The organism is Paraclostridium sp. (genome assembly GCF_051657365.1).
GTDB lineage: Bacteria > Bacillota > Clostridia > Peptostreptococcales > Peptostreptococcaceae > Paraclostridium.
This window is the reverse complement of the sequence record NZ_JBOFKN010000081.1, coordinates 1-13572: the sequence shown is the minus strand read 5'-3', so window position 1 is coordinate 13572 and position 13572 is coordinate 1. Positions and strand designations below refer to the sequence as shown.

Genomic DNA, 13572 nt, shown 5'->3' with positions numbered 1-13572 from the left:
AAAATAGAGTGCATGGATTTTACCATACACTCTATTTTTATTTATAAACCTTCCTCCGGTTTAGTTTCTGGTTTAACTTCTGGTTTACTTTTAATTATGCTTAAAACCTTACTGTTTTGACTTGAAGCATCTCCTGTTTTTGCTACAACATATACATCTAAGTTTATCTCTTCACCTTCATTAATAGGAATCTTTATATTATTGTCGCTTATACCGTATTGATAAAGTTCAAATCCTCCTCCAGGCGATGTTATATTATTTCTAATATAAATACTATATGTGCAGTCAAATTCATTTAATTTATCCCATGAAATATCAATACTATTATCTTCATTTACATGAGCAGATAAGTTTTCAACTTGATAATTATCTATCTTATCTGGATTTTTATAGCTTTCACTTATATTTATAATGTTACTCTTTTGAGTATACTTACCTTCACTTTTTCCTACTACATATATATCTATATTAGGATCTTGTATATCTTTTAAGTTTACAGTTATTTTAGTTTTTATTTTCTTATCTTTACCTAATTCTTCTTTGTTTATCTTAACAGATTTAGATAAACTAAAGTCTTTATCTCCAAGCGAATTATTTTTTAAGTATACTTCATAGTCTTCTATATCCTCTAAGTAATCCCATTTTAAAGTTATTTCTAAGTTATCTCCAACTATAGTTGAAGTTGCATCTAAATTTTGTACTTGTTTAGATTCAACACTTTCTTTTAATACATTTACAGTTATAATTTTACTTTTTCCACCACAAGTAACTTTAATTTTTTCAGTTCCTTCTCTAATACCTTTTATAGTTCCATCACTTGTTGATAAACTTATAGCTCTTGCTATTGGCATCTTAAATCCAACTAACTCATATGTTATTTTAGGATGTTTTAAATTTTTTGGTGATGTTTCAACTTTAGCATCAATATTTTTTTCTTCATCTATTCTAATATTGATACTATCATTTACATATATTTCAGAAACTTTAGCTTGTATATTAAAATTATACTCTTTTACCTTGTCTCCTGATCTTATATATAGTTTTGATTTTCCCACACCTATAGCTTTGAGTGTGTTATCTTCTATTTTTAAAACGTCTTCATTTGATACTTCATATGTGTATTTTTCTTTATCATGAAAATCAAAGTCAACATCAACACTTACATCTATTGGGGAACTATCTCCTACATACTTAAGGTCACCAATAGCTACATCTAGGCTTTCAACCTTAGGCTTTACAACTCTTATAGTAGCTTTTCTTATAGCTCTACCATCTTTGGTTATCATAATTGCTGAATATCCTTCTTTTACACCCGTTATAGTATCGCCTTTCACATCTAAAATATCATTATGTGATGCTTTATATTCTATCTTAGGATCTGATGCATACGGTGGTATAATTATGTATTTTCCACTACTTATTTTTATAGAATCTCCTAATTTGATTACATATTCATCTATATTTTGAATGTAATTTCCTTTTGATATGCTTAACTCTATACCCTTTACTAGTGGACTTATAACTCCATATTTGAAAAGAAAATATTGCCCTATAAAGCAAATAAACACAGCTATCACAATAAAATAAATCCGTTTTCTTTTCTCCCTCCAAAAATTCATAAAGCCACTTCCTTATTAATATAAAGGACTGTCTTTATGTGACAGTCCTTTATATAAAATTTCTTACTAAAATTATATACCATAATTAATAATTTTAAAACTATTTAGAAATATTTTCTGTTTTTTATTTAAATCAACTTACTTTACTTACTGATTTTGATGTTTTTTTTGAATTTAAACTGATATTAAAGTAAGCTATTATATCACTACGTTTTATTATTCCTATAAATATGTTTTGATCATCTACTACAGGAATAAAATTTTGATGTTTAGCTAAATCTATTAAACTTTCCATGTCTGAACTAGCAGATACAGTTTCGTAGTTGTTATATTTATTAATATCTTTTATGCTCATGGTTTCTAGCGAATCAATATTTAACTCATATTTTTCATTTTTAAAATCGTTTTTTATTTTCCAAAGTATATCGCCTTCTGTTATTGTTGATACATATTTTCCTTGATCATCTATAACTGGAATAGATGTATACCTGTTGTCCTCTAGTTTTTCAATAGCTTGTCTAATCGTATAGCAATCATGTAAATATTTAACTTCACTTTTAGGCGTAATAAAAAATAGTATATTCATATTTTTCCCTCCAATTTGCCTAACTATATTATTCATATAAATTATATATATTGTTTATGAATACAATATGAATTTTTAGAGAAATTATTATATTTTAATATACTAATTATATTTTAAAAGCTCACAGCAAGTTTTTACTGTGAGCTTTTTATTAATTATTTTATGCACTAACTTTATTTGCTACTAAAATTGCATTTGCAACATATGAAACTAAATCAACTGTTCTACATGAGTATCCCCACTCATTATCATACCAAGCTACTACTTTAACCATATTTCCATCATTAACCATAGTCGACAATCCGTCTATTATCGAAGATTCTGATGTTTGCTTATAGTCTATAGATACAAGAGGTAAATCTGAATATCCTAAAACTCCATTTAATTCTTTCTTCGAAGCTCTTTCTAAAGCTTTATTTACTTCTTCTTCTGTTACATCTCTACTAAATTCACAAACTAAGTCAACCATAGAAACACTAGGACTTGGAACTCTAACTGCAAATCCATTTAATTTTCCTGATAAATCAGGTAAAACTTTAGCCACAGCTTTAGCTGCTCCTGTAGTAGTTGGTATCATAGAAATACCTGCACTTCTTGCTCTTCTAAGATCTTTATGTGTTTTGTCTAATATTTGTTGGTCATTAGTATACGCATGTATAGTTGTCATTAATCCTTTATTTATTCCGAACTCTTCATCTAAAACTTTAACTACTGGTGCTATACAATTTGTAGTACAAGAAGCATTAGATATTATATGATGTATATTATTATCATATTCATTTTCATTAACTCCCATAACTATAGTCTTATCTTCATTTTTACCCGGTGCTGTTATTATTACTTTTTTAGCTCCTGCATCTATATGTTTTTGTGCATCTTCTTTTTTTGTGAATTTTCCAGTAGATTCTATAACTATATCTATTCCTAATTCTTTCCAAGGTAAATTTTCTGGATCATTTTCTTTTAATACCTTTATCTTACTTCCATTTATTATAATATTTTCTTTATCATCCGTATCTACTTCTCCTCTAAATACACCGTATGAAGAATCATAAGTAAATAAATGAGCTAATGTTTTAGCATCACTTCTAGCATTTATAGCAACAATTTCAAAATTATTAAAATTGTTTTCCTTAGCTATTCTTAAAACCATTCTTCCTATTCTTCCAAATCCATTAATCGCAACTCTTGTCTTCATTATCGAGTCCTCCTCATGTTATATATTAATTTATAGTATGTTTTATTTATTTATTTAGTGTACTCTTTTTAACACTTCTCACTTATATATATAACACTTTATGTTATATAGGTCAACACTTTCAAGAAAAATATCTATATAATGACAAAAAAATATTGCTTGATAAAAATCAAGCAATATTTTTCATTTAGAATTTTCTTCTATTTTTTTGTTTAATCTTCCTAACATGTTTTTTGAAAATTTAGCTATGTCTGTTGGTACTCCAACACTTGTTGCTAATATTGTGTAGCACTCTATAGCTCTCTTATAATCTTTCTTTCCTGCATAAGACTTAAACGCTTCTTCTGATAAGGATTTACACGCAATTTGCATTCTTTCATATCTTTTTTTCAAATCTATTCCCCCTGTGAAAATAGTATATATCTATATATATGTTTCTCTTTGTACTATTTCCACTAAAAATAGATTTTTATTACTTCATTACTTCTTCTAAACAATCATAAAATGAATCTACAATATTATTAGCATGTGGTTTTAGACCTTCTTCTGAATAAGTAAATGTATATGAATTATTATATTTCTCAAACATACTCAAGTCATTCCATGAATCCCCTATTACAAATACATTTTCTTCTTTCACTCCATAATTTTCTAAAACCCTAGAAATTCCAGAGCCTTTAGAAGTATTTTTAGGAACTATATCAATAAATGATAAGTTTCTATATACAGATACTTTATCTGAGAACTTATTTTCTATATCAGTTTTTTTATCATTAGCTTTATTTATGCATTCATCTTTAATATCGATACCTACTAAATTTGCACAATATTTGTTTTTATAAAAATCTTCTTCCTTTATTTTTATTACATTCATTTTTTCAGACATATCAGCAGAACTTATAACTGGGTGTGTATTATATCCATCTATAATATACAAATTTTCACCATCCGCAAAATAGAAGTTATATACAGTATTATCTTTTGCTTCTTCAAATAAAGCTTTGATAATGTCGTCATCTATGTTTTGGTTGTGTATTATATTGAAATCTTTATCTAAAACTATAGATCCATTACAAAGTATGAATCCATCTACTTCTATATCATATTCCTGAAAAAGGTGCTTTACTCCTCCTAAGTTACGCCCTGTACATAATAAAAATGCATTCCCTTCTTCTCTAAACTTTTTTATATACTCTAAACTTTTTTCATGTATAACTTGATTTACATAAAGTGTACCATCCACATCTGATGCCAATAATTTTCTCATATAACCTCCCAATTTTAACATTTTAAGTTTAAATTTATTTTTTATAATAATATTCCATTACATTTTTAACCATAGCTGTAGGTATATGACTACCTCCTCTATCTTTTACATCCTCTATAATCATAGATATTGCCAATTTACCCTCATCTGTATCAACAGCAGCAAACCATCCATTTTCAGTTCCACTTGTATCATCTTTACTATTTTTTATTTCTGCTGTTCCGGTTTTACCAGCTATATTAACTCCATCAATTTTAGCTACATGACCTGTTCCCTCTTCATCATTTATAACAGATGAAAAACAATTTGTAAGTACAGGTAGGTTTTCTTTTTTTATAGCTTCTTTATATAACTTTGGTTCAGAAGGTTTAGTTATATCTAGTTTAGGCATCATTATATCACCCTCATTTCCTAAAGTTGAATATATCATAGTCATATTTAAAGGTGTTGTTAAAACTTGTCCTTGACCATATCCTGTAGCTGCAAGTAATGATTTATCATCTAACTTTCCATTATTAGAAATTTGTGATTTTTGTATAGGGTATCCAAATTTTAATTCTTCTCCTATACCAAATTTTTCAGCACCTTTTACAAAGTTTGCTCCACCTATTTCAACTGCTGCTTTAGCAAAATATATATTATCTGAGAATTTAGTTGCATCTTCTAAATTAACCGGTCTTCCTGGATCTGTAACTCTAGTTACATTGTATTCATCCCAAGTTTTACCTTTTATATCTATTGCTTTATTTGGATCTATAGCTTTATTATCAAGTCCAATAGATGCTGTTACAAGTTTCATTGTTGATCCTGGCGAATATGCATTTTTAAATCGTCTTTCTAATTGAGAGTTTGAACTTGCTTCCCATTTAGCTTTTTCACTTTTAGTTATATATGTAATATAACTATTTGGATCAAATGATGGTGAACTTACCATAGCTAATACCTCTCCTGTTTTTGGATTAGTAGCTACACTTGCTCCTTTTTCACCTTTCATTTCTTCATATACTTTCTTTTGTAAATCAAGGTCTATAGATAATTTTACATCTTCTCCATTTTTAGCTTTTTTCTCCGCTATAACATCTTTTTTACCATCTGGCTTTAATATATATATCTTACCACCATCTATAGCTCTTAATTTATTTTCATATACTTCTTCTATTCCACCTATACCAATTTTACTAAACTCATTATATCCTTTATCTTTGTTTTCTTTAAGTTGCTGTGCTGTTATATTTCCTGTATATCCAATTAAACTTCCTATAGCTTCCCCACCATTGTAAACTCTTTCGTTTTTATCTGAAATAATTTGAATTCCTGGTATTTGAAGTAATTTTTCAATTTTTTCTGTATCTGAATCTAGTAAATTAACAACATAGATTGCATGTTCAGGATTTTTATTTTGAGCTATTTTATCTTCTATGTATTCCTTGCTTATATCTAAAATATTAGCCATTTCATCTATTTTGCTTGATTCATTCCCATCATTAAATTTGTTTATGTTTATTTGTACTTGCTTTAATTCACCTTCCCCTGCTAATATATTACCATTTCGATCATATATAGTTCCTCTTTTACCTTTATATGCATCATTTTCAATACCTACTTTATCTCCCTTTTTCATTTGAGGAAGTATTAAGCTTTCATTCCATATTATTTTATACTTACCATCATCTTTTATGATTTTCATTTTGCTATCAGATGATTCTATTTTACCTCCAATAGTATCCATAGATACTTTTACATTAAAATCTTTATCTACTTCTACATCCCCCTCTTTAGATACACTTATATCATTTGCTTTTATAAGATTATATGTTTTTTCATATTCCTGTACAAATTCTTCTTTACTTATATTTGATTTAGAGTCTGTTGATAACATAGAATACATCTTGTTAAAATCTTCTTTATTCCAATATTGTACATATTCATTAAACGTTTGCTCTGCTTTAGATTTCGATGAACATCCAACTAACAATGTAAAACTCATTACAATTGCAATGTTAATAAATATCAATTTTTTATTAATTTTTTTCATACTTACTCCCCTATCCACTTATTTTTTGTCATATTACTTATATACTAATACCCAAATTACCACTCCTTTTAGTAATTAAATTTATCCCTTTATATATTTCAAAAAAATAAGTACTTACTATGTAAGTACTTATTTTAATTAAGCTAATACTGGTTCACTTTCATCCTTACTTTCATTGTCTTCATCATCTTTGTCATTATATATAATACTTATAATTTTTCCACTTATCGTTACAGCTATAAGTGAAAATAATATTTGTTTAAAATCTAAATATACTAGGGACATCAATAAAACTATTCCATCACTTATCAAATATATATGATTAACTTTAAGTGGTGTAAATTTATTTCCTATAAGTGCTATTACATCATCTCCACCTGATGCTCCTCCACCTCTTACAACCAATCCTACACCTATTCCTACAGCTATTCCTGCCAATATACTTGCAATCAACATATTTTCTTCTAAATTTGGAATTATAAATCCAATACTTTCAAATAAATTATATGTTGTTGAAAATGTAATAGTCGATATTATTGAATATAATAAAAATTTTTTCCCAAAAAATTTCATTCCTAAGGCAAATAAAGATAAATCAATTACCAAGCTTGTAAATGATGGAGATATATCAAATACATTCTTAATTAATAACAATAAACCTAAGACTCCACCTTCGGTTATACTATTTTGATAATTAAAATTATAACTTCCAAATGCTAGTATTGTGGCCCCTATAATTATAATCCCAATACGTTTTAACTCTGACCGCAAAATATCACTCCTGTTTTGTATTAAATTTTACTCTTACATTAATTATATAACTTTACTTAAAATAATGCACTCATTTTCAGAAATTTTCATATCCTAAAAAAGCAAAAAAACTTAAATAAATTATCTAAGTTTCTTTACTTTTTTTCTTTTTCTTTTTTTATTTCTTCCTAATTGTTCAACCGTAATATCATTTATAATATCTTCATTTGCAGCTTCATCTACAATAATTTGTTCTTGCGATTGGTTTACCTGGTTAGCTTTTTTTTCAAACCCACGTTTAGTTCTAAGTAATGCTAAATCTGATGATACTTGACTTAAAAACACTAAGAAAAAATCTAAATCATCATCATTTAATTCTTCCGATATAGCATATGCTAATGTAGAAGATAGTATCACATAATCTGCATATGTATAATTTGATAAACCAAAGTTTTTTTTATCATTTTTACAACTAGATTTAACAATTTTATTATTTGAACTAGTGACTTTATCTTGATTATTTTCCATAAATCACCTCTTAAAAGTACCCTCTAGTAATATTATACATATGCAAATTTTAATATTTTTATTAACTTATATTTATTTTGCTAATATTTCTACGCCATCTTCCGTTACTAATATCATATGTTCCCATTGAGCTGAAAGTGAGTTGTCATCTGTATACGCAGTCCATTCATTATCTGCATCTATATATAAATCATATCCACCTTCATTTATCATTGGCTCTATTGTAAATATCATTCCTGGAACTAATATCATACCTTCATTTTTGCTTCCATAATGGAATACAAAAGGATCTTCATGGAATTGTAGTCCTATTCCATGACCTCCAAAATCTCTGACAACTGAATATCCATATTTTTCAGCATGAGTTTGTATAGCAGATCCTATATCTCCTATATGCCCCCATGGTTTAACAGCTTTTATTCCTTCTTCTAAACATTCCTTAGTTACTTCAACTAATTTTTTAGCTTTTTCACTTACATTCCCAATCATAAACATTCTTGATGCATCTGAATAATATCCATTATATATAGTTGATACATCTACATTTATTATATCTCCATCTTTTAAAACTACATCTTCACTTGGTATACCATGACAAATTTCAGAGTTTATAGATGTACATACACTCTTTGGAAATCCTCCATATCCAAGAGGTGCTGGTGTAGCTCCCTGAGATACAGTATATTCATGAACTATTTTGTTTATATCTTCTGTAGTCATACCTTCTTTTATATTTTTTCCTACCAAATCTAACACTTCATTATTTATTTTAGCACTTGCCTTTATATTTTCAATTTGTTCTTTATTTTTTATAATATCGTGTGTTGGAACTTCATATCCCGCTCTTTTTAGCTCTACCAATTTAGCATCAAATTCCATATGGCACTTTTTATATTTTTTTCCGCTTTTGCACCAACAATCATCATTTCTATTTATATTCATAAAATCATCTCCTTACATAGTCTACATTAAATTATACTACGTTAAGTTAATAATTGCTAATAATTTTCAAAATAAAACAACCTTATAAAGTATAATCATAAGGTTGTTTTATTTTGAAAATTCATTGTATTATCTTTACTATATTGTAGTTATATTTTTTATTAGATTTATTTTTTTCTTTATAATAATCTTTATATATCAAAGCTATTGTAAATGAAATACATCCAAAAATAACTTTATAAACTAAACTCTGTTGACTTAGTATCATAGATATATAGTTTCCAAATAAGATTCCAATTATGGTAAATAATATTGGCTGTATATAAAAAATATATATCAGCTTAATAATTTTTATTGTATCTACTTCTATATAAACTTCTTGCCCAATATTTGCACCTAAATCATTATTAACACTTACTATATGTTTCTTATTTCCTTGGCAATCATAATAAAACTCATGTTTTTTATTATGATTAATTTTTACTTCAGCACTATTTTCATTTGAGTATATAACAAATCCTTTTTGTTGTTTCTTCATAACAATTCCCCCATTTTTTGGCTAGTGCTTGCCTTTATTATATTTTATGGTTTATTAATGAAAATTGTTACTTTATAAAAAAAATAGCGTACTAAGTACGCTATTTTATATTTATTTCACTTTAGAAATTATTTTTTTAATCATAATAATTAAAAATGGTATTATAATGTATAGCATTGTTGTTGCTGCTGAAACTACACCTGAATCATTTACAAGTAAAGTTACTACTGCACCAGCACTTATAGCTATTAAAGCCTTTTTAAAGAATATATCATTATCCATTAATTTTTTAAATATATTACCATAAATTATTCTAATTATTAATATTCCTAAAATACCAATATATATTATATTAACCCATGCACTATTTTGCATTAGTTTTATATTCATAGATATTTTTCTTGCAAATGTTTCTATTATAGCGCTTGGTCCACTAACTAATATTTGATTAATAAATAAAGATAGATGAGACTCCGATCCACTTAATATATCTATTGCTGCAAAACCTATAACTACCACCCCTGCTCCACACAGTATTAATATAGCCTTTTTAAAATCTATTTTTATATCAAATATAAGCATTGTAAATAATATTAATGCAACACTTTCAGATATTGCTGATCCTACATTAGCTCCCATTACTGGCGATGCACTTACAAATAATATTACACATGATATTATTGGTACCATTATTTTAGGTAACTTATTAAATTTAATTAAAATAGCCATAGCCATTATAGATGCACCTATTGTTATACCTTGATATTCATTTCCTATACCATAGTATCTAGCTCCTACTATTGCATCATAAGACATTATACTATTTTTCATAAGATAAGAACCTAAAAGAGAGTCTGCTATAATTACTACAATAGATATAGTTGCATAAAATGCAATTTGTTTTATGTCATCTTTGAATATCCATTTACTTATAATATAAATACCTATTGCTATAATTCCAATTGATACATATATACCAATCGGTGTATTTAAATTTAATATAGGAGCTAATAAAAATGCAAGGGGAAGTATTAATCCAAACTTAGAAACTTCTTTTAATCCATTACATACTTTATCATAATTCTCTTTAAATTTACTTTGTAGTGGTTTTTTTAATGCTAATAAAGCTACCACTAAAACTAATATTATTGAAACTGTATTTGTGAAAAATTGTATTATGCTACTTCTTACATTAGATATACTGACAATTTTGCTATACTCACTAGTCATAAATCCTATATTATCATCCATTTTTATAGTTTCTAATTCTCTACCAACCATATATTCAGATGTTAAATTGTAATTTGCAAGTATGTCAGCGCCAATATCCACATTACCAATTATACCATCTCTTCTTGTCGTAGCAGATGTTAATATCCCTTTTCCTTCTCCATCAAACTTTATTACTGGAGATAACCTTCTTTTGTTTTTATAATCTATATCTTTAGGGAAAGGACTAATTACATAAACTTTATCATTTGAATCTATATTATTAAATAAATCTTTTAAATATAAATTTATATTTTTATGTATTTCCTTTTCCATATCTTTATAAGTATTCTCGTTTAAGTATTGTTTATATAAATCTAATCTATATGTATCTCCTAATTCTACAAATAATACATCACTTTCATTTAAGTATTTTTGAGTCTCGCTTTTTAACTTATTGTAATCCGTACCTAATCCAAATGGCATTTTATTGTTAACTTTATTTATATCATCAACATTTCCGCTATCTATCCTGCCATAGCTATCCATTGCCATAGCACCTATATTTCTATTTAAATCTTTAGCTTCTAACCCAGTATCTGCATTTCCTAAAACAGAAACTTTCATGTTTTTTTCATTTAAAGTTTGTCCTAGTGCACCTAGTGTAGATCCATATTTTCCACTATCTACATTACTATTTATAGATAAGTTTATAGCCGTGTCATTTACACCTTTAGCTTCTTTATCTGTAGCACTTTCATATAAAATTTTATTTTCATCATTTAAATTTTTAAAATCTTTAAAATCATCGCTATACGTATTTACTCTTCCTCCAGCACCTATACTTGCATATGATCGTTTATCGTCTGTTCCTTGATCGCCTCTTACATTCATAAGACCAATGTATCCACGTTTTTTAAGTTCATTTTTTAATGTTGGTATTTCTAAAAAATCTGATAAATTACTTCTGTTCATATTTATAACAATAGTTTTATTATCATTATTTGCAAATGCATCTATTGGTGTTATGCAAATTAGCATTATGAAAACCAAAACTAAAGATGATATTTTCTTCTTCACTTCTCCACCTCCAAATATATATAAACTCATTATAAATTATATTTAAGTTTTACACTATAGTATTACCTTAAATAAATTAAAAATTCTAAGTTAAATTTGTGTAAAATATTATAGGGAGATATTTCACACGAAAATATCTCCCTATAACCTAATATTTATATAACTCTTTTAGCTTTTACAAATGTTTTTTGCCAGTATGATGAATTCGAATTAGTAATTTTTACAACATCACCTTCTTGTGGTGCATGTATCATTTGTCCATTTCCTATATATATACCTACATGGTTAACTCCACCACTACCATCAGTACTTGAGAATATTAAATCTCCAGGTTGTAATTGAGATTGACTTACAGTTGTTCCTACATTAGCTTGTTCTCTTGATGTTCTTGGTAAATTCACTCCATTTTGACCATATACATAGTAAATTAATCCAGAACAGTCAAATGTACTAGGACCTTCTGCTCCCCATACATATGGTTTACCAAGTTGAGCTTTAGCTAAGTTAATTATAGCTTGAGTTTTATTTGGATTTACTGTTCCACCGTTACCTGTATCTCCTCCACCATTGTTAGAGTCACCTGATGTACTTAAGTATTGAGCACTTGCCCATCCAACTTGTCCATTTGATAACTTAATTTTAGACCATCCATTTGAATTTTCTAATATTTCTACAGTATTTCCTCTGTATACTTTACCTACTATACTATTGTTAGTTGATGGTCCGCTTCTTACGTTTAATGCACTAGCTGTTACCGTTGCTTTTTTTCCTGTTGATGGAGTTTCTGTGTTTCCACCATTGTTAGAATCCCCTGATGTGCTTAAATATTTTCCACTTGCCCATCCTATTTTTCCATTTGATAATTTAATTTTATGCCATCCATTTGAACTTGTAATTATCTCAACAGTATTTCCTTTATATGTTGTTCCTATTACACTGTTACTAGTTGATGGTCCACTTCTTACGTTTAATGCACTAGCTGTTACTGTTGCTTTCTTTCCTGCTAATGAATTATCTGAATTTGAGTTATTATTATCTCCACCATTATTTGATCCACCAGATAAGCTTATAAACTCTGCACTTGACCATCCTATATGTCCACTTTGAGTTTTTATTTTATGCCATCCATTAGAACTTTCTAATATATTTACAGTTTGACCTTGATAAACTTTAGTTATTTTACTATTACTAGTTGATGGTCCACTTCTTACATGTAATGCATCTGCTGTTACTGTTCCTGTTTTACCATTTGATGAAGTATTTGAGTTTGAATCTCCTGATACATTTATGTATTTTCCACTTCCCCAACCAATTTTTCCATTTGATAATTTTACTTTATACCACCCATTTGATGTTTCTAATATTTGTAATGTATTTCCTTTATAAACGTTACCTACTACTGAGTAACTAGTTGATGGCCCGCTTCTTATATTTAATGAACTAGCTGTTACTGTTCCTGTTTTTGTATCAGCAAATACAGCTGTTCCTGATAGTACTATACCTAATGATGTTACCGATACAGCTGTTGCAATTTTTCTATCAAACATACTTAATCTCCCTTCATTTATCACCTATACTAATTATTAAAAAATTTTCAAAATTTGTATTTTTTTTGTAACCTTTAAATCACATCAATCTCATATATTTTTATTTCATATACATCTTATACTTTCAATATGAATTTTTTGTGAATTTATGTATATTTTTCTATATTTAGTCTATTTTTCCTCGTATATTTTATATTATAACTTATTTTAATGTCATTTTTAATACATATATTAAATTTTTATAAAAAAAATAAACAAAATTAGATAAATACA

The 13572-nt window shown here is 27.2% G+C and carries 12 protein-coding genes; all 12 read right to left on the bottom strand.

The annotated features are described in order from the left end of the window. Positions 1 to 41: 41 nt before the first annotated feature. The 12 genes from ACRCYC_RS05595 to ACRCYC_RS05540 all read right to left on the bottom strand — a co-directional run bounded on the left by ACRCYC_RS05595 (position 42) and on the right by ACRCYC_RS05540 (position 13299). Positions 42 to 1619: a hypothetical protein gene (locus ACRCYC_RS05595; protein ID WP_438618123.1), complete on the bottom strand. Its 1578-nt coding sequence runs from the start codon at positions 1617 to 1619 to the stop codon at positions 42 to 44. Positions 1620 to 1752: 133 nt separating this feature from the next. Next, complete coding sequence (locus ACRCYC_RS05590; protein WP_438618121.1) at positions 1753 to 2205, bottom strand: CBS domain-containing protein; 453 nt, start codon at positions 2203 to 2205, stop codon at positions 1753 to 1755. A 160-nt stretch (positions 2206 to 2365) separates the two neighbouring features. Further along, entirely contained in the window at positions 2366 to 3403 is a 1038-nt protein-coding gene (gene gap, locus ACRCYC_RS05585; RefSeq protein ID WP_438618120.1) for a type I glyceraldehyde-3-phosphate dehydrogenase, read from the bottom strand. Between the two features lie 183 nt (positions 3404 to 3586). Next, complete coding sequence (locus tag ACRCYC_RS05580; protein ID WP_438618118.1) at positions 3587 to 3796, bottom strand: hypothetical protein; 210 nt, start codon at positions 3794 to 3796, stop codon at positions 3587 to 3589. A 79-nt stretch (positions 3797 to 3875) separates the two neighbouring features. Beyond that, positions 3876 to 4670 (bottom strand): Cof-type HAD-IIB family hydrolase, encoded by a 795-nt coding sequence (locus ACRCYC_RS05575; RefSeq protein WP_438618116.1) that lies wholly within the window; start codon positions 4668 to 4670, stop codon positions 3876 to 3878. Positions 4671 to 4704: 34 nt separating this feature from the next. Further along, positions 4705 to 6705: a penicillin-binding transpeptidase domain-containing protein gene (locus ACRCYC_RS05570; RefSeq protein ID WP_438618115.1), complete on the bottom strand. Its 2001-nt coding sequence runs from the start codon at positions 6703 to 6705 to the stop codon at positions 4705 to 4707. Positions 6706 to 6843: 138 nt separating this feature from the next. Beyond that, positions 6844 to 7476, bottom strand: a complete 633-nt coding sequence (locus ACRCYC_RS05565) for a YitT family protein (protein ID WP_438618114.1) — start codon at positions 7474 to 7476, stop codon at positions 6844 to 6846. A gap of 120 nt (positions 7477 to 7596) precedes the next feature. Next, a complete protein-coding gene (locus ACRCYC_RS05560; protein WP_438618113.1) occupies positions 7597 to 7983 on the bottom strand; it encodes a hypothetical protein in 387 nt (128 codons plus the stop codon). Positions 7984 to 8055: 72 nt separating this feature from the next. After that, positions 8056 to 8925 (bottom strand): methionyl aminopeptidase, encoded by an 870-nt coding sequence (locus ACRCYC_RS05555; RefSeq protein WP_438618112.1) that lies wholly within the window; start codon positions 8923 to 8925, stop codon positions 8056 to 8058. Between the two features lie 121 nt (positions 8926 to 9046). Next, complete coding sequence (locus ACRCYC_RS05550; protein ID WP_438618110.1) at positions 9047 to 9463, bottom strand: SoxR reducing system RseC family protein; 417 nt, start codon at positions 9461 to 9463, stop codon at positions 9047 to 9049. A gap of 111 nt (positions 9464 to 9574) precedes the next feature. After that, the gene (locus ACRCYC_RS05545) at positions 9575 to 11752 is read right to left on the bottom strand and encodes a hypothetical protein (protein WP_438618109.1); all 2178 of its coding nucleotides are present in this window, start codon (positions 11750 to 11752) and stop codon (positions 9575 to 9577) included. A gap of 155 nt (positions 11753 to 11907) precedes the next feature. Then, positions 11908 to 13299 carry a C40 family peptidase gene (locus tag ACRCYC_RS05540; protein WP_438618108.1) on the bottom strand — a complete coding sequence of 464 codons (1392 nt, stop codon included), beginning with the start codon at positions 13297 to 13299 and terminating at the stop codon, positions 11908 to 11910. Positions 13300 to 13572: the final 273 nt, after the last annotated feature.